Below are 17,355 nucleotides of genomic sequence, written 5' to 3'. Positions count from 1 at the left end.
GAGAGAATTAAATATGGCACGTAAACAACGTTTTCGTGAAGAAGAAGAAGCAGCGGTTGATATGACGCCAATGCTTGACATCGTATTTATCATGCTTATTTTCTTTATCGTAACTACATCGTTCGTTAAAGAGGCTGGTATCGAGGTCAATAAACCTAAAGCGGCTCAAGCTACTAAGCAAAAAAATGCTAACATTTTTATTGCTATTCGTAGTAACGGCGAGATCTGGATTGATAAACAGCAGGTTGATGTTGAACGAATTTCAGCAAAAATCGAAAGTTTATTAGCAGAACAACCTACTGAAGTTGTAATTTTGCAAGCTGATAAAGAAGCAAAACACGGCGTAGTGGTTAAAGTTATGGACCAGATTAAAGCGACGGGTGATAACCTGAGAATTTCAATAGCTGGAGATCAGTAATGATTCGTTTTCTGTTTTCACTGATTGCAGGTGGGGCAGTTACTTTCGGCTTGTTCTACTTCATGGCATTCCTCATCTCTGGTGGGGCTGACCGTAATACGGAACAAAAAGAGCAGATCATAGTCGAAATAATGACGAATCCGCCTGAATCTAAGGTGCAGGAGAGGAAGCGTGTACCGCCTCCTCCTCCGCCACCGCCAAAGCAGCCGCCTAAACCGCAGCCGCCACAGCCGGAAAATAATAATCCAAATCCTGGTGCTATGTCATTTAATATGGGAAGCATTGATGTTGGTAGTTCGGCAGGTGGACTAAGTGGTCCTGGTGCATTTGGACGAGATGGTGATGCGACACCTATCGTTCGTATAGAACCAAAATATCCAACGCAAGCAGCACGTGATGGTAAAGAAGGTTGGGTTCAACTTTCATTCACAATTGATGAGCTAGGTGGAGTAACTGACGTTGAAGTAATTGACGCAGAACCGAAACGTATCTTTGACCGTGAAGCTAAACGTGCACTGCGTAAGTGGAAGTACCGTCCTAAGATCATTGACGGAAAACCACAGAAACAACCAGGTTTACAAGTTCAATTAGACTTTAAACTTAACCAAGGCAACTAAGGAGGCGAGTAATGAGAAATTTTTCTAAAGTAACTGCTCTTGCAATTCTTATGTCTGTGTCGGGTGCTACTTTAAGTGCATCTGTTTTAGCAGCGCCGGATTACGCAAAGATTGAAGAGCGTAAAAAAGCAAAAACTAAAATCATGGGCGAGCGTACTGGTAAAAAAGTAATTAAAGCATTTGATTTGTACAACGAAGAAAAAGTTGATGAAGCAATTGTTTTGCTTAGAGAAATCGAGCCTTCGAATGACTTTGATAAAGCGACCGTAAATCGTTACTTAGGTAGCATGTACGCTCAAAAAGAAAAGTATGACGAAGCGATCAAGTACTCTAAGCAAGCCGTTGCACCTGATGTTTTAAACTTTGCTGATCAAGAACAAACTCTTAAGTTGTTAGGTGACTTATACGCTGGTACAGAAAAGTTCCAAGAAGCTAAAAAAGCATATGTAGCTTGGATGGACTTTACCGGTGAAGAGGACCCTACGGTTTATACACGTATTGCTCAAGCTAACTATCAGTTAGAGCAATACCGTGATGTTTTTGAACCAGCAGATAAGGCAATAAAACTTCAAAAAGAGCCTAACAAAGGCCCTTACCAATTAAAACTTGGCGCATACTTTGAGCTTAAAGATTATGCAAACATGGTTAAAATTGGCGAAGAAATTGTTCGTGTATGGCCTGATGATAAAAAAGCTTGGGTTAGCTTAGGTAAGTATTACCTACAAACTGAAGATTATTCTAAAGGTTTAGCAACTATGGAAGTTGCATACAAGAATGGTTACTTTGAAAATGAAGTTGAGTATAAAGTCTTATCTAACTTTTACTCTCTAAATGAGATCCCTTATAAAGCAGCTGTAACGCTAGAAAAGGCCATTAAGAGTGAAAAAGTAGAACGTACAAAGCAGAATGTTAGCGCGATTGCGAGTAATTACCATCGTTCTAAAGATTTAGAAAAAGCTGCTAAGTACTACGAAGATGCTGCTAAATTTGATGACGACGCTGAGCTTTACCGCAAAGCAGGTTCATTACTTTTACAATCTGAAAAATTCAGTGCTGCTATTGTTCGCTTGAACAAAGCATTAGAGCTTGGCTCTGACAAAAAAGGCACAATTTATTCAGATTTAGCTGAAGCGTATTACTACCAAGGTAAGTATAAGCAAGCATATGCTGCAATTACTAAAGCTATGGATGACCCTCGCACACGTAAGTTTGCAAAAGGTTGGTCTACATATATTAAAGATAAAGCCGCTCGCAACGGTGTTAAAATTTAATTTTAATTAGCTTAAGCAACTTATAAAAAGCCCCTCTGGGGCTTTTTTTATTGGAACTACTATGTATAAAAAGCTCTTTTTATCATCACTACTGTGCCTATTTTTAGCTGCATGTTCAAAGCAGCCTCAACCTTATGAGTCGTTTGAGGACGCACAAGTCGCTTTAAAAGCTTTAAACATGGCGCTTGTACAAACAGGTGCTACTAAAGGCAATAACATTGAAAAAGATCAATTGGTTTTCTCTGATGCTTACTTAACAAAACGCCATACTATTTATCAGAGCCTAATGGGTATGGAGCTTAATCTAAATCAAATTGCGCAAGTAAACTATTTGGTAATTGCAGAGCGTTTCCCTGAACGCTACTTTAATTGGCCAGCCCAAGTAAATGTTTTAGAAAACATGCTCGCTTTTGAAGGCTCAAAAAACACACCGGATAATGTTATTACTTGGCTCAAGTTAACCCAAGATACCCTAGACAGTGCTCAACAAAGCAATTTAAAGCTGAACAAGGTTGAACTTACATTGTTACAAAGCTATGTATTAAGTGCGATAGCAAGTAACGATGTTCAACCAGCGCTTAAAAGCCATATAAGAGCTTTTAGCGATTATTTAGCTAGTTATAAGCCAAGAGGAAGTGTGGGTCTAAGAGGTCTGCCAAATGGTACTCAGTGGTATCAGAGCAAACTTAATTACTTTAGTGGCGAAGTACATTCACCGTTAGAATGGGTTACTCTTTTAAACGAAAAAATAAAAGTATTAGATCGTGTTGCATTCGACAGTAAGCTGCCAACTTCTCACCAAAAATCGTTTTTAGTTCAGTATTTATCTGATGAAAAATTAATAGAAGGCTTAGATTGGCAGGCTAACTATCAAGACTTACCTGCAATGGCGATCGCTATGGATATGTCTCATAAAGATAAAACATTGATGCTTGCGATGATGGAATCAGATATAGGTATTCACTACCATGCGTGGACTTTGCCTCAAGCAAAGGTAAACCTTATAAAGCGCCTACAAATGAGTCCAGAAGAGGCCCAGTACTTGGTTGAAGATATAATTCTCTACCCAGGGCAATCATTTAGCTTTATACAACACATTATATAATGATTTGAAAGTGCGCTTATTGTGCGCACTTTGTACACCGTTGAGTTGCGGGGTCTAGTTCAAGTGACTTAGCTGATATTTTTTCTTCACAATCACAGCAGTAGCCATACTGGCCAATTTCTATTTGACTTAGTGCGGCTTCTAGTTTGGTCATGCGACTGATTAAAAGTGCATACTCAGGGCCTAACTTCTCTGCTGCGCAGTCTAACCATTCATTATTTGCTGTATCAGCTAAAATTTGTATTAAATGGTGATGTGCAGGGTAAGCTGATTTAGAAAGCATGGTTAATATATTTAATTTAACTTGTGCTATTTCATCGTTAAGTCTTTTTTGATGATACATTATCAGTACAACCTTATTAAATGGGCTTTACGTTATTCTGATATTATCTAGAGTCTTTAAGTTACTCGTTATGATTTGAATCAAGTTGAGGTGCTTTGGCATATTTATTTAATACGCTCGCCACATCTTCTTTACTTTTTAAACGTCTGATTTCATCAAACAAATCGATAGCTTGCGGGTACTGGCGTTTTAGATAACCAAGCCATTGTTTAGTACGTGAAGCAAAGTATTTTTCATCCTTCGCGGGGTCTTGATGAATAGCTGAGTGAATTAAGTGATAAATAATATGCTCCCACTCAAGGCTATCATATTGCTCATTATTTACATGAGCTTTAATTTTTTTTGCTAAATCAGGGTGCGAAAGGGCGCCACGACCAAGCATTAAATCAGTGCACCCACTTCGTTTTTGACAAAGCATTGCGTCCTCTACTTGCCAAATTTCACCATTGGCAACAACGGCAATATTCTTACCTTTTATTATTGGTGGAATTTTTTCCCAATAAGCTGGCGGGTTATAACCATCTCGTTTGGTTCTGGCGTGAATAGCTACACTATTTGCACCTGCACTTACCACAGCATCAACAATTTCTTGGCTGTTACTGTCATCATCAAAGCCTAAGCGAATTTTTGCACTTACTTCATGTTCATCATCTACAGCATCTCGGACTGCTTTAATAATCGTATACATATGGTCAGGGTCTTTAAGCAGTACAGCCCCCCCTCGGCTACGATTAACTGTTTTGGCTGGGCAACCAAAATTTAGGTCGACCCCATGGGACCCTAATGCGATTGCTCTTATTGCATTTTCGGCTAACGGATTTGCTTCTTGACCGAGTAATTGAACACGCACAGGAGTACCTGCTCGTGTAAATCCATTATTATGTAGTTCAGGGCAAAATCGATGAAAAACTTTGTCAGGTAAGCATGTTTCAACCACTCTTACAAACTCTGTAACGCACAAATCGAACCCACCAATGTCTGTGAGTAATTGGCGCATTTTAAAATCAACGACACCTTCCATAGGTGCTAAAACAAGTTTCATAAAGAGATTAATTTTGATAAAAAACTGGAGGCATAGTTTACCTGTAAATCACACATTGATAAATCTGTAATTACCGCCCATATTTGATGTATAAATTGCAAAAGTAAATATTATGAAAATAAATGAAAGTTTTTATTTTTGTACGGGTCTACTTAAGCATACAAGCAATTTAAAAATACATTTTTATTGCTGAGATTTACAATCCTTGATTAAAGAGAGTCATAAAATGAATACAGTTAAAAAAAATACAATCGCGTTAACTTTAGGTGCAGTAGTAGTTGGCTCTGCAAGTTTTGTATCTGCAGATGTACAAGCTAACCCATTTGAGTTTCAACAACTAGTAACAGGTTACCAATTAGATGCTGCAGAAGGTAAGTGCGGTGAAGGCAAATGTGGCGGTGACGCAAAAGATAAAAAAGAAGGTAAATGCGGCGAAGGCAAATGTGGTGGCGACGCAAAAGATAAAAAAGAAGGCAAATGCGGCGAAGGCAAATGTGGCGGCGATGCAAAAGGTAAAAAAGAAGGTAAATGCGGCGAAGGCAAATGTGGTGGCGACGCAAAAGATAAAAAAGAAGGTAAATGCGGCGAAGGTAAGTGTGGCGGCGATGCAAAAGACGCAAAAGCTAAAACAGAAGGCAAATGTGGTGAAGGTAAATGTGGCGGCGACGCTAAAAAAACTAAAAAAGAAGGTAAGTGCGGCGAAGGTAAATGTGGTGGCCGTTAATATCTTATTCTAAATAAGTTATGCTAAAAGGGCCCTAAGGCCCTTTTTTGTTAAGTTAGAGGTAGTTATGATACAAACTCAAAGTAAAGATTTTGGGATGGTGGGCCTTGGCCTACGACGAGAAATGCTTGATGAGCTGCTTGAGCATGTGCCTAATCAAATAGACTTTTTAGAAGTTGCGCCAGAGAACTGGTTAAAACTGGGTGGACGCTTTAAAAAGCAATTTAAAACATTAACCGATGCTAATAATTTTGTGTGTCATGGATTATCACTGTCTATCGGTTCTCCCGAACCTCTTGATGTTGAATTTGTTAAGTCTTTAAAAGTGTTTTTTGAAGAGCACAATATAAAAATTTTTAGTGAGCACTTAAGTTACTGCTCCGGTACAGGGCATATGTATGACTTAATGCCCATTCCATTTACACAAGATGCCATAGCACATGTTGTACCTCGCATTAAACAAGTTCAAGACATACTAGAGCAGCAAATTGCGATAGAAAATGTTTCCTATTATGGTGCTCCTGGACAGCAATTATCAGAGCTTGAATTTACGAATATTATTTTAGAGCAAGCTGACTGCAAGCTTTTACTTGATGTGAATAACATTTATGTTAATTCGATAAATCATGGCTACAACGCGCAAGCATTTTTAACTGGGTTACCCTCTAATCGTATAGCCTATGGGCATGTTGCTGGCCATTATAATGAGGCTGATGACTTAATTGTTGATACACATGGCGCTGATGTGATTGATCCTGTTTGGGAGCTACTCGATAAAGCATACGAAGTGCATGGCGTATTTCCAACCTTGCTTGAGCGCGATTTTAATATTCCTACCATGAATGTTTTAACCAAAGAGTTAGATATAATTCATGATCTACAGGCTAAACACTTTGATTCAACTGTTTCAAAACAACGAGCTTAATATAAGCCTTTATCAACATTAAAAGAGTGCCTAGTTATGAGCTTTATTGAAATACAAAACGAATTTATGGCGCATATTCGCGAGCCTCAAAAAAATAAAAAGCCCAGCGGTATCGAAGACAGGCGTATGGCTATTTATCGCGACCTATTTTTTAATAACATTGAAGGTTTTATATCATCAGGTTTTCCGGTATTAAAAACGTTATATACCCAGAAGCAATGGCAAGCCCTCGTACGCCAGTTTTTTAGCGAATATGATTGTCATTCGCCGTACTTTTTAGACATAGCAGGGGAGTTTATTAATTACTTATCAAGAGATTATAAAATGAAAAAATACGATCCCGTGTTTATGCTTGAGCTTGCCCATTATGAATGGGTAGAGCTAGATGTATCCATTGCACACGAAGATGAGCAAGAGAAAAAATTACAAACAACAGCGCTCACTAGTTCAGCTTTATATTTATCGAAAACGGCAAGAAATTTAAGTTATCAATTTCCGGTTCAAAATATTAGCAATCGCTTTAAACCAAAAGAGCCATCACCTCAGCCTAGTTATTTTGTTGTATATAGAGACGAAAATGACGACGTTCAATTTCTGGCTACGAATGCGATGACAGCTTTGTTATTGTCAATCATAGAGGCAAGCGAAGGCGCGACATTTGACAACGTCTGCCAACAGGTATTAGCTCATGCACCACAATTTAATGCAGAGCAAATTACTCAAGGTGCACTGGTTACTCTTAATGCTATGGTTGAACGAGGGGTAATTGTGACAAAAAATCAAGACTAAGGTCTTTATTGATGATTTTACATCGTCTATTATGGCAGCCTTATTTGCCGTGCTTAATAAAAGGTTGTACCAATGTCAGATGATAAAGACTTTAAAGATCCGTTCAACGCTACTTACTTTCTTGCTTTTTTAGCTGTATTTGCAGGGATTGGTTGTTTAAATGCAATATTAGGCTGGATCACTAGCTTAACGTAAAATGTATAGCGTGTATTAAGGCTGTTGCTAACTTCAGCCTTGAACCACTTTATTTTAATTACCCCGTCCATATTTAATACTTCTTTTATAATAACGCCAAACTCGCAATTAAAGGTTAGTTAAGGTTATAATCACCTGCTTTGTAATATAAACAATTGAGCAGTTAAAATTATGACTCAAGTAACACCAGCAATTATCAAAAACAGCATAACTACAATTGCTGATTATCCAAAAGCGGGCATTATGTTTCGCGATGTAACCACTTTAATGGCAAATCCAGAAGCCTTTAAAGCAACTATTGACGCGTTTATCGCAGAATATAAAGATCAGGGCTTTACTAAAATCATAGGCACAGAATCACGTGGTTTTATTTTTGGTGCGCCATTGTCTTATGCGTTAGGCATTCCGTTTATTCCAGTACGTAAACCAGGTAAGTTACCACGCGAAGTTATTCGCCAAGATTACTTACTTGAGTACGGTGAAGACACGCTAGAACTGCATGTAGATGCAATTGTACCTGGCGACAAAGTATTACTAGTTGATGACTTATTAGCAACTGGTGGCACAATTGAAGCCACTGCTAAGTTAGTTAATAAACTAGGTGGCGAAGCCACAGATGCAGCATTTGTTGTATCACTACCAGAACTTGGTGGCGAGCAGCGCATCAAAAAAATGGGTATTAAAATCCTAAAATTGGTTGAATTCGAAGGCGAGTAATCGATGAGTTATCAGGTTCTAGCGAGAAAATGGCGTCCTCAAACCTTTCATGAATTGGTTGGGCAGTCTCATGTTAAGCAAGCGCTTGTAAATGCGCTTACGCAAAATAGACTGCATCACGCTTATTTATTCTCTGGAACCCGCGGTGTAGGTAAAACCACCATTGCACGTATTTTTGCTAAAAGCTTAAATTGCGATGAAGGTATATCTGCAAATCCGTGTGGACAATGTAGCAGCTGTTTGGATATAGAAGCAGGGCGCTACATTGACCTACTCGAAATAGATGCGGCTTCTCGTACAAAAGTAGAAGACACTCGCGAAATACTTGATAACGTGCAATATGCACCAACGCGTGGACGTTATAAAGTATACCTAATCGATGAAGTTCACATGCTTTCTAAGCACAGCTTTAATGCGCTTTTAAAAACGCTTGAAGAGCCACCAGAGCATGTGAAATTTTTATTGGCGACCACCGATCCTCAAAAACTACCAGTTACTATTTTATCTCGCTGTTTACAATTTAACTTAAATGCCTTGTCGCAAAGTGAAATTAAAACACAGCTTGAACACGTACTTACTCAAGAGCAGCTTAGCTTTGATAACGATGCACTTAGCATTATTTCAAAAGCCGCTGATGGCAGTATGCGTGATGCACTTAGCTTAACCGACCAAGCTATTGCGCAAACAAATGGTGATATTAATAATCAAGCAGTACAAACAATGCTTGGTTTAATGGATACTCATTATAGCCAAAGCTTGCTTGCAGCATTACTTGCACAAGATGGCGCTGCGCTAATGGATGAGATTGCGCAGGTGGCAAGTCGTAATCCTAATTATGTGGCATTGCTTGATGATTTAATTGCACTTACACATTTAACACAACTAGCCCAGTTAGTGCCTGAAGCGGCAGGGTTAGATGAAAAAAATGTAGATTATATTGCTCATGTTGCACAACATACGAGCCCACAACAAATTCAAATTTATTATCAGTTACTGTTAAATGGTAAAAAAGATTTACAATGGGCACCAGAGCCTCGCTTAGGTTTTGAAATGATTATGCTAAGATTATTAGCATTTAAGCCTACAGACGCACAACAAACTGTACATACAGCAAACGAAGAGCCGGCCCCAAATAAACAAGGCCGCGCAAATGCACTGCGAGATATATTAAATAAAAATAAAACATCGCAAAACACCGTCGCTGGCCAAAGTAGTACTCCAGTAAATAATACTAAGCCAGTTAGCAATGCCGAGCAGCCTAAAGCCGTCGAGATAGAGCCTTCAGCTAATGCAGCCGCTCAGTCATCAAATAATGAAGTCGTGCAAAGTAATAATGAGCCTGCCCAAGTTGCAGTAGAGCAACCGGTTCAACAAAGTGAAAACGCTTCAAAGCAACAGGCTTTAGCTAAAGAGCAACCACAAACCAATGTTGTTTCAGATGCTCAAGCCCAGCGACAAAGTGAAGATGAAGCTTATATGCTCCATAGTGATGCTGAACAAACGCTGGCCTCGCAATTTGACGATATAATGAGTAGCGCTGTAGATCAGGGTTTTAACCCTGCACCTACTGCAAACTCAGAACCTCAATCAGAGCCCTTAACAAATCACAATGCAAGTACGCCAATAGCTGAACAAGAAGCGCAGGCGCAATCTGCCATTGCTCGTATTTTACGTGATAGAAACATATCCGGTGCGGGTAGGTTATCAAGCAAGAGTACAAGCACCTCTGCAAATAATGTAGCAGCGCAGCCAAACCAAGCACCCGCTAAAAAGCCTGAACACCAGCAAAGAATGCCTAAAGCTCAAAGTGTTCACCAAGATAGTACCGCTGAAAATATAAACGAGCTCAACAGCGTTACAAGCGTAGCACCTAGCGATCCCCCACCTTGGGTAAATGATAGTGCAGGTGCAAGTGAAAAAAAGCATGAGCTCCCACCAAGAGGGAGCGAAAGCCAGGCACATGGTCACGCTAATACAAAACCAGCACGAAAAGTTGATTTTAAAGAAAAGCATCAAACAATTACCGAAAATCTAGCGCCAGAGCTACTTGAGCAAATAAACCCTCAAAAAGTACCTGAAGCAGCGCCCGAGGAAATTAGCATTCCCGTGCCTGATGATTTTCAAAGTCCAATTAGTGAAATTAGATTTGCACATCAACAAGATGAATGGGCTTATTTAATTAAACGTATGGGACTGGGTGGTCGTATGCGCCAATTTGCGTTGCATTCAATATTTACCAAGCAAGGCAACAGCTTACATATAGACGTTGATGAATCACAAAAGCATTTAGATACACCGATGCTTCGCCAAAGATTAGATGCCGCATTGTCGAGTATTTATGAGCATAACGTGTCGTTAAGTATTAATTTTGCTAAGGGAGTTATTGATTCTCCTTATCTTATTCAGCAAAAAATAGATGCAGGACGTCATCAACAAGCAATCGATGTGATCACATCGGATGAAAACATAGTACAATTTCAGCAAGTATTTAGCGCCGAAATTGACGAAAACAGTATTCAGGCATTGTAATTACTTACAATCGCCCTTATGTTCATGTTAATTAATGTATTAAAAGAAAGAGAGAAAGTTATGTTTAAAGGTGGAATGGGCAACATGATGAAGCAAGCGCAGCAAATGCAAGATCGCATGCAAAAAGCCCAAGACGAAATCGCAACTCTTGAAGTTGTTGGTGAAGCCGGTGCAGGTTTAGTTAAAGTAACTATGCTTGGTAACCACAATGTACGTCGTGTTCAGCTTGATGAAAGCTTGATGGAAGACGACAAAGACATGATTGAAGACTTACTTGCAGCAGCATGTAACGATGCTGTTCGCCGTGTTGCAGAAGAAACACAAGAGCGTATGGGTAAAGTAACTGGCGGTATGCAATTACCACCAGGTATGAAAATGCCGTTTTAAGTCAATAATGCAACTTTCAGATAGTTTAAATCAGCTTATAGAAGCACTGCGCTGTCAACCTGGCATTGGTCCAAAGTCAGCGCAACGTATTGCTTTTCACCTGCTTGAGCGCGACCGAAAGGGAGGCACTCAGCTGGGCAATGCACTCACTAAAGCAATGACCGCCATAGGGCACTGTCAGTCTTGTCGTACTTTTTGCGAACAAGCTCAGTGCGATATTTGTTTAAGTACAAAACGCCAAGACAGCGGTATATTATGTGTTGTTGAATCGCCTACTGACGTACTTGCCATCGAGCAAACAGGTCAGTATTTAGGTCTATACTTTGTATTAATGGGTCACTTATCGCCAATAGACGGTATTGGTCCTAAAGAGATTGGCTTAGATGTTTTAGAGCAAAAGCTTGCTCAAGGCGATATTAATGAGGTTATTTTAGCGACTAACCCTACGGTTGAAGGCGATACTACCGCACATTATATTGCTCAGCTTTGTCATAAATACAAAGTAGGCGCTTCACGTATTGCCCATGGTATTCCTGTGGGAGGTGAGCTTGATTTAGTAGATGGTAGAACACTTATGCATGCCTTTAGCGGCAGGCGCCTAGTTACTCAAGACTAGCTCTAAGTCACTATTTGAAAACAAATTACCAAAGCCTACATGATTAAATCATGTAGGCTTTTTCGTTTTTAAGGTAAGCTTAAAAACAATCTAATTTATTTTTGGGCTATGTCTCTAATTAGTAAGGAATACAATGAAAGATAACCAACCCTATCAAGGTGCATTACTGGGTAGTAAGCGTTTTTTACCGCTTTTTATTACGCAGTTTTTCTCAGCGATAAACGATAACGTGTATAAGCAATCAGTGCTTATTCTATTAATATTTCAGGCTGCAACGCTTGCAGATGGCGCACTTTATTCAAATATTGCTGCTGGGTTATTTATTCTTCCGTTCTTTTTATTTTCAGGGATGGCAGGGCAGCTTGCAGAAAAAACAGAAAAATCAAAATTGATTAGAATCGTAAAACTATGTGAAATCCCTATTATGGTTGTAGGGGCAGTTTCTATTTTAACGCAGTATGTGTGGCTAATGTTAGCCACCGTATTTTTAATGGGCGTGCAAAGTACGTTTTTTGGTCCATTAAAATATTCTATTTTACCGCAGCACGTAGCACCGAATGAATTAACAAAAGCGAATGGTTTGGTTGAATCAGGCACGTTTGTGGCGATACTAATGGGTACAATTTTTGGCACTTATTATATTACTCAATCAGTAGGGCCTACGCTTATAAGCATTGCAGTATTAGTATTGGCCGTGATGGGTTATGTGAGCAGTCGCTTTATACCCACTAGTGAAGCAAACGAGCCTAACTTAAAATTTACCTATAATATATTTTCATCGACAAAAAACGTATTTTCAGCACTTAATTCGCAAACAGAATCGGTTGGTAAATCAGTACTTGGGATCAGTTGGTTTTGGTTAATTGGCGCCATCGTTTTAACGTCCCTACCAAATTATGTAAAACACACAATGGGCGGCGATGAACTGGTTGTAACTAGCGCGCTTGTTGTGTTTTCACTAAGTATTGCTATTGGTTCGTTACTGTGTGAAAAGCTTTCCCGCTCTCGAATAGAATTAGGAATTGTGCCTTTTGGCGCGATCTTAATTACCTTGTTTTTATACTTACTGAGCCAAGAGCCAGCCATTAGCTCTTATTTACCTCAAAACCTTGAGTTATTGACGCTTCAGGAGCTATTAAAAACAGGCGATATGGTGTGGCACTTTGTATGGATGGCAGGCATTGGTATTGGCTCTGGTTTTTACACTGTACCGCTGTATGCGCTTATTCAACAGCGTACTGAAGAGTCGAGTCGCTCACGAGTTATAGCGGCTAACAATGTATTAAATGCACTGTTTATGGTGGGCAGTGCTGTTTTAAGTATTGTAACGCTGTCTGTTTTTCAGTGGAGTATTTCAGAGTTGCTACTGTTACTTGCCGGGCTAAACTTACTTATCTCTGTTTATATTTATACCAAAGTACCAGAGTTCTTTTTACGATTTATTATATATATTTTAGCTATTTGTATGTACAGAGTGCGTACAAAAGGTGAAAGTAATATACCTGATGCAGGCGCTGCGGTTGTCGTGTGTAATCATGTCAGCTTTGTTGATTGGATGTTTATTTTAGCCGCATCACCAAGGCCTATCCGGTTTATGGTATTTGCCCCTATTTATTATTCGCCGGCCCTACATTGGTTATTTAAAATGGCTAAGGCTATTCCCATTAACAGTGAAAAAACCAATCCAGAAGCGTTTAAAAAAGCCTTTGATGAAGTGGCTGCTGCGCTTAATAAAGGCGAACTTGTTGGTATTTTCCCTGAAGGAAAACTAACCAGTGACGGCTCAGTGGATATTTTTCGCCGTGGAATAGAGCGCATTATTGAGCGCTCACCTGTGCCCGTTATTCCTGTGCATTTAGGGGGCTTGTGGGGAAGTATGTTTAGCCGAAAAGCTAAGTGGCAATTACCGCGATTAAAATGGTCTTTGGTGTCGGTTGCAGTGGGTGGCCCGATTGCAGCTGATAAAGTAGTAGCAGATGATTTACGTGAAAAAGTATTGGTTTTAAAAGCGCTTCATTCAAAAGATAGTGACTAATTTAATGATTAACTTAATGGCTAACTCAACATCGCAAACACCCTCAGAACAACCCATTATAGTTGATGATTTTGTAGCCCCTAAGTGCGACGGGTTTATTGAAATATTATATCAAGATGACGATATTTTACTGATCAATAAACCCAGTGGACTATTAAGCTTATCAGGTAAAAATCCGCTTAATTGGGACTCAGTGCATCACCGCTTAGTAAATGGTCAAAAGGGCTTAACAGCTGCATTTGCAGAGGCTAAGTTACCGCATCGGCTAGATTTGGGCACATCGGGCATTATGATTGTTGGGTTAAACGCGATTGCGTCAAAGCACCTTAATAAGCAATTTCAAGCGCGTACTATTCAAAAGCGTTATGTAGCCATGTTAGAGGGATGCTTGGCTGTTGATGAAGGGCAAATTACTGCGCCAATTGCAAAAGATAAACTGCTTTTTCCGCGTGTTAAAATTTGCCAATCGACAGGTAAAACAGCGCTGAGTGAATATAAAGTACTTAAGCGGCTCAGGCAGCCGTGCAGAACCTTAGTGCAATTTACACCTATTACTGGGCGTACCCATCAATTACGAATACACAGCCAGTTTATAGGGCACCCAATTTTAGGCTGTGATTTATATAAAAGTGCGCAAAGTGAATATATGGCAGGGCGGTTACAATTACATGCCAGCGATTTATATTTTGAACATCCAACAACAGGTGAAAAGATTCATATTAATTGTCCGCATTCGTTTTAAACAAATTAATGGTTCTTTGTTTTCGTTTCACCTTTTTTAAATTTTTCCCTTGAAGTTCTAACACCTCACCCCATATTAAGTGCATAACGCAGACACTTTGCAAATTGGAGATATATAAATGACTGCAGCACAAAAAGAAACATTAGGCTTTCAAACAGAAGTAAAACAATTATTAAACTTAATGATTCATTCTCTTTATTCTAATAAAGAAATATTTTTACGTGAGCTTGTGTCAAATGCATCAGACGCAGCAGACAAGTTACGCTTTTTAGCATTATCTCAAGGTGACCTTTACCAAGGTGATGCCGATTTACGTGTTCGTATTAGTGCAGATAAAGAAGCAAATACAATTACCATTTCAGATAATGGTATTGGTATGACGCGCGATGAAATCATTAGCTCATTAGGTACTATTGCAAAGTCGGGTACTGCTGAGTTTTTCAAAAACTTAACGGGTGATCAAAGTAAAGATTCACAGTTAATTGGTCAATTCGGTGTTGGTTTTTACTCAGCATTTATTGTTGCTGATTTAGTCACTGTTCGTACACGCAAAGCCGGTGAAACAACCGCTTATGAGTGGGAATCTCAAGGTGAAGGCGAATACACACTTCAAGAAATTGAAAAAGAAGGCCGTGGTACCGACATTATTTTACATCTTCGCGATGAAGAAAAAGAATTTGCTGATGACTGGCGCCTACGTAGTATCGTTACTAAATACTCTGATCACATCTCAACGCCAGTACAAATGTTTAAAGCAGAAGTGCCAGAATCTGAAGGTGAAGACGGCGAAAAAATTCCAGCAGTACCAGGTGAGTGGGAAAGCATTAACCGCGCGACTGCATTGTGGACACGCGATAAATCAGAGCTTTCTGATGATGAATACAAAGAGTTTTACAAGCATGTAAGCCATGATTGGGAAGAGCCACTTAGCTGGGCACATAATAAGGTTGAAGGTAAAACTGAATACACTAGCCTTTTATATATTCCTAAAAAAGCACCTTTCGACTTATGGAACCGTGAACGTCAAAGTGGTTTAAAACTTTACGTACAACGTGTGTTTGTAATGGATGATGCTGAGCAATTCATGCCAAGCTACCTTCGCTTTGTAAAAGGCTTACTAGATTCAAACGATTTACCACTGAACGTATCTCGTGAAATTCTACAAGACAACAAAGTAACGCAAGCTATTCGTAAAGGGTGTACATCGCGTATTATTAAAATGCTTGAGCGTATGGCTAAAAACAAAGCTGACGATTACCAAGTATTTTGGAATGAGTTTGGTCAAGTAATGAAAGAAGGCCCAGCTGAAGATGCTGCCAATAAAGAAGCTATTTGTAAGCTACTTCGTTTTTCTTCGACACACACTGATTCACAAACACAAGATGTGTCGCTTGAGCAATATGTTGAACGCATGAACGAAGGCCAAGACAAAATTTACTACGTAGTAGCTGATACATTCACCGCTGCGAAAAACTCACCGCATTTAGAGATTTTCCGCAAAAAAGGCATTGAAGTATTACTACTAAGTGACCGTGTTGACGAGTGGATGATGAGTCACCTAACTGAATTTGCTGATAAGCAACTACAGTCGATCACACGTGGTGACTTAGATTTAGGTAAGCTTGACGACGAAGAAACTAAAAAAGCGCAAGAAGAGTCTGAAAAAGAAATGGCTGGCCTTGTTGAACGTATTAAAACAGCACTAGGTGATGACGTTAAAGAAGTGCGCTTTACGCACCGCTTAACAGATTCTCCAGCATGTGTTGTAAGCGACGACAACGACATGAGCTCACAAATGCAAAAGCTAATGGAATCTGTTGGTCAAGCAGCCCCTGAAGCAAAACCTGTGTTTGAGCTAAACCCAGAGCATCAACTTGTTAAGCACTTAAATGACGAACAAGATGAAGATAAGTTTGCGCAGTGGTCACACGTTTTACTAGATCAAGCGCTACTTGCAGAACGCGGTACACTTAAAGATCCAACAGGATTTGTTACTCGCTTAAATAAATTGATGCTTGAACTAAGTAAATAAGCAAATAGCTATTTACTCAGTTAATAAAGTATAATTTATGTACTTTAAATAAAAGGGAACGTGTGTTCCCTTTTTTAATGCCCTGTAAACACCCCAACGGCTCATCAATTAGTATAAGTTGCTTGAGTATCGGCGGCGCTTGTGGAAGAATTCAGGCTTTAAAATAAATATCCATACTAGGGGACAATAATATGCGCATTATTCTTTTGGGCGCGCCGGGTGCAGGTAAAGGTACTCAAGCTCAGTTTTTAATGGACAAATACGGTATTCCACAAATTTCTACTGGCGATATGTTACGTGCGGCAATTAAAGAAGGCACGCCACTGGGTCTAGAAGCAAAAAAAGTAATGGATGCTGGTCAACTAATTTCTGACGATATTATTATTGGTTTAGTTAAAGAGCGTATTACTAAAGCGGATTGTGAGAAAGGTTTTTTACTTGATGGCTTCCCGCGTACAATCCCGCAAGCGGATGCAATGAAAGAAAATGGCGTAGTGGTTGATCACGTTATTGAATTTGACGTGGCTGATGAAGTCATTGTTGAGCGCATGGGCGGACGTCGCGTTCACCCTGGTTCTGGTCGTGTCTACCACGTTGTTTACAATCCACCAAAAGTGGAAGGTAAAGACAACGAAACAGGGGAAGACTTAATTGTTCGCGCAGACGACACTGAAGAAACAGTACGTAAACGTTTAGGTATTTACCACGAACAAACTATGCCATTAGTTGATTACTACCAAGCAGAAGCTGCTGCTGGTAACACTCAGTACCACAAACTAGATGGTACACAAGCTGTTGAAGCTGTAAGTTCACAACTTGGTGAGCTTTTAGGTTAATTATAAAAGCACATTAAAAAACCGCCAATTGG

The 17,355-nt window shown here is 39.5% G+C and carries 18 protein-coding genes; 16 read left to right on the top strand and 2 right to left on the bottom strand.

Annotated elements, in window-relative coordinates:
- Positions 1-13: 13 nt before the first annotated feature.
- From H5157_RS10615 to H5157_RS10600, 4 genes are all read left to right on the top strand, one after another.
- Positions 14-418, top strand: coding sequence for a biopolymer transporter ExbD (locus tag H5157_RS10615; protein ID WP_002961710.1), 405 nt, complete (start codon positions 14-16; stop codon positions 416-418).
- Complete coding sequence (locus tag H5157_RS10610) at positions 418-1,035, top strand: energy transducer TonB (protein ID WP_024603667.1); 618 nt, start codon at positions 418-420, stop codon at positions 1,033-1,035. Before H5157_RS10615 ends, H5157_RS10610 begins: the two co-directional genes overlap by 1 nt.
- A gap of 11 nt (positions 1,036-1,046) precedes the next feature.
- Complete coding sequence (locus H5157_RS10605; RefSeq protein WP_002961712.1) at positions 1,047-2,306, top strand: lipopolysaccharide assembly protein LapB; 1,260 nt, start codon at positions 1,047-1,049, stop codon at positions 2,304-2,306.
- 61 nt (positions 2,307-2,367) lie between these two features.
- Positions 2,368-3,411 carry a hypothetical protein gene (locus H5157_RS10600; protein WP_182694154.1) on the top strand — a complete coding sequence of 348 codons (1,044 nt, stop codon included), beginning with the start codon at positions 2,368-2,370 and terminating at the stop codon, positions 3,409-3,411.
- A gap of 16 nt (positions 3,412-3,427) precedes the next feature.
- Here H5157_RS10600 and H5157_RS10595 read toward each other — a convergent pair whose 3' ends face one another.
- Both H5157_RS10595 and H5157_RS10590 read right to left on the bottom strand, forming a co-directional pair.
- A complete protein-coding gene (locus H5157_RS10595; RefSeq protein WP_182694153.1) occupies positions 3,428-3,754 on the bottom strand; it encodes a conjugal transfer protein TraR in 327 nt (108 codons plus the stop codon).
- Positions 3,755-3,815: 61 nt separating this feature from the next.
- On the bottom strand, positions 3,816-4,796 hold the full coding sequence (locus tag H5157_RS10590) for a tRNA-dihydrouridine synthase (RefSeq protein WP_182694152.1): 981 nt from the start codon (positions 4,794-4,796) through the stop codon (positions 3,816-3,818).
- Between the two features lie 226 nt (positions 4,797-5,022).
- Here H5157_RS10590 and H5157_RS10585 point away from each other — a divergent pair, with 226 nt between their 5' ends.
- The 12 genes from H5157_RS10585 (at position 5,023) to adk (ending at position 17,323) form a co-directional block, all read left to right on the top strand.
- A complete protein-coding gene (locus tag H5157_RS10585) occupies positions 5,023-5,520 on the top strand; it encodes a hypothetical protein (RefSeq protein ID WP_024596351.1) in 498 nt (165 codons plus the stop codon).
- Positions 5,521-5,587: 67 nt separating this feature from the next.
- Positions 5,588-6,445, top strand: a complete 858-nt coding sequence (locus tag H5157_RS10580; RefSeq protein ID WP_259399356.1) for a DUF692 domain-containing protein — start codon at positions 5,588-5,590, stop codon at positions 6,443-6,445.
- Positions 6,446-6,481: 36 nt separating this feature from the next.
- A complete protein-coding gene (locus H5157_RS10575) occupies positions 6,482-7,234 on the top strand; it encodes a DUF2063 domain-containing protein (RefSeq protein WP_182724661.1) in 753 nt (250 codons plus the stop codon).
- Positions 7,235-7,306: 72 nt separating this feature from the next.
- Positions 7,307-7,429: a hypothetical protein gene (locus tag H5157_RS20925; protein WP_002962301.1), complete on the top strand. Its 123-nt coding sequence runs from the start codon at positions 7,307-7,309 to the stop codon at positions 7,427-7,429.
- 171 nt (positions 7,430-7,600) lie between these two features.
- Complete coding sequence (gene apt / locus H5157_RS10570; RefSeq protein ID WP_002962303.1) at positions 7,601-8,146, top strand: adenine phosphoribosyltransferase; 546 nt, start codon at positions 7,601-7,603, stop codon at positions 8,144-8,146.
- 3 nt (positions 8,147-8,149) lie between these two features.
- Entirely contained in the window at positions 8,150-10,675 is a 2,526-nt protein-coding gene (gene dnaX, locus H5157_RS10565; protein WP_182724660.1) for a DNA polymerase III subunit gamma/tau, read from the top strand.
- Positions 10,676-10,735: 60 nt separating this feature from the next.
- Positions 10,736-11,062, top strand: coding sequence for a YbaB/EbfC family nucleoid-associated protein (locus H5157_RS10560; protein WP_002962306.1), 327 nt, complete (start codon positions 10,736-10,738; stop codon positions 11,060-11,062).
- A gap of 7 nt (positions 11,063-11,069) precedes the next feature.
- On the top strand, positions 11,070-11,678 hold the full coding sequence (gene recR / locus H5157_RS10555; RefSeq protein ID WP_002962308.1) for a recombination mediator RecR: 609 nt from the start codon (positions 11,070-11,072) through the stop codon (positions 11,676-11,678).
- A 133-nt stretch (positions 11,679-11,811) separates the two neighbouring features.
- The gene (locus H5157_RS10550) at positions 11,812-13,713 is read left to right on the top strand and encodes an MFS transporter (protein WP_182724659.1); all 1,902 of its coding nucleotides are present in this window, start codon (positions 11,812-11,814) and stop codon (positions 13,711-13,713) included.
- 4 nt (positions 13,714-13,717) lie between these two features.
- Positions 13,718-14,455, top strand: a complete 738-nt coding sequence (locus H5157_RS10545) for an RluA family pseudouridine synthase (protein WP_182715823.1) — start codon at positions 13,718-13,720, stop codon at positions 14,453-14,455.
- A gap of 118 nt (positions 14,456-14,573) precedes the next feature.
- Positions 14,574-16,487, top strand: coding sequence for a molecular chaperone HtpG (gene htpG, locus H5157_RS10540; RefSeq protein ID WP_024596357.1), 1,914 nt, complete (start codon positions 14,574-14,576; stop codon positions 16,485-16,487).
- A gap of 191 nt (positions 16,488-16,678) precedes the next feature.
- Positions 16,679-17,323 (top strand): adenylate kinase, encoded by a 645-nt coding sequence (gene adk / locus H5157_RS10535; RefSeq protein WP_076924125.1) that lies wholly within the window; start codon positions 16,679-16,681, stop codon positions 17,321-17,323.
- Positions 17,324-17,355 lie beyond the last annotated feature (32 nt).

This window comes from Pseudoalteromonas sp. SG43-3 (assembly GCF_014164385.1).
GTDB classification, from domain to species: domain Bacteria; phylum Pseudomonadota; class Gammaproteobacteria; order Enterobacterales; family Alteromonadaceae; genus Pseudoalteromonas; species Pseudoalteromonas distincta.
This window is presented reverse-complemented; position numbering and strand designations above follow the sequence as displayed.

Coding starts and splice junctions, on each gene's coding strand:
- H5157_RS10615 (WP_002961710.1), top strand. CDS start 14: ATGGCACGTAAACAACGTTTTCGTGAAGAAGAAGAAGCAGCGGTTGAT.
- H5157_RS10610 (WP_024603667.1), top strand. CDS start 418: ATGATTCGTTTTCTGTTTTCACTGATTGCAGGTGGGGCAGTTACTTTC.
- H5157_RS10605 (WP_002961712.1), top strand. CDS start 1,047: ATGAGAAATTTTTCTAAAGTAACTGCTCTTGCAATTCTTATGTCTGTG.
- H5157_RS10600 (WP_182694154.1), top strand. CDS start 2,368: ATGTATAAAAAGCTCTTTTTATCATCACTACTGTGCCTATTTTTAGCT.
- H5157_RS10595 (WP_182694153.1), bottom strand. CDS start 3,754: ATGTATCATCAAAAAAGACTTAACGATGAAATAGCACAAGTTAAATTA.
- H5157_RS10590 (WP_182694152.1), bottom strand. CDS start 4,796: ATGAAACTTGTTTTAGCACCTATGGAAGGTGTCGTTGATTTTAAAATG.
- H5157_RS10585 (WP_024596351.1), top strand. CDS start 5,023: ATGAATACAGTTAAAAAAAATACAATCGCGTTAACTTTAGGTGCAGTA.
- H5157_RS10580 (WP_259399356.1), top strand. CDS start 5,588: ATGATACAAACTCAAAGTAAAGATTTTGGGATGGTGGGCCTTGGCCTA.
- H5157_RS10575 (WP_182724661.1), top strand. CDS start 6,482: ATGAGCTTTATTGAAATACAAAACGAATTTATGGCGCATATTCGCGAG.
- H5157_RS20925 (WP_002962301.1), top strand. CDS start 7,307: ATGTCAGATGATAAAGACTTTAAAGATCCGTTCAACGCTACTTACTTT.
- apt (WP_002962303.1), top strand. CDS start 7,601: ATGACTCAAGTAACACCAGCAATTATCAAAAACAGCATAACTACAATT.
- dnaX (WP_182724660.1), top strand. CDS start 8,150: ATGAGTTATCAGGTTCTAGCGAGAAAATGGCGTCCTCAAACCTTTCAT.
- H5157_RS10560 (WP_002962306.1), top strand. CDS start 10,736: ATGTTTAAAGGTGGAATGGGCAACATGATGAAGCAAGCGCAGCAAATG.
- recR (WP_002962308.1), top strand. CDS start 11,070: ATGCAACTTTCAGATAGTTTAAATCAGCTTATAGAAGCACTGCGCTGT.
- H5157_RS10550 (WP_182724659.1), top strand. CDS start 11,812: ATGAAAGATAACCAACCCTATCAAGGTGCATTACTGGGTAGTAAGCGT.
- H5157_RS10545 (WP_182715823.1), top strand. CDS start 13,718: ATGATTAACTTAATGGCTAACTCAACATCGCAAACACCCTCAGAACAA.
- htpG (WP_024596357.1), top strand. CDS start 14,574: ATGACTGCAGCACAAAAAGAAACATTAGGCTTTCAAACAGAAGTAAAA.
- adk (WP_076924125.1), top strand. CDS start 16,679: ATGCGCATTATTCTTTTGGGCGCGCCGGGTGCAGGTAAAGGTACTCAA.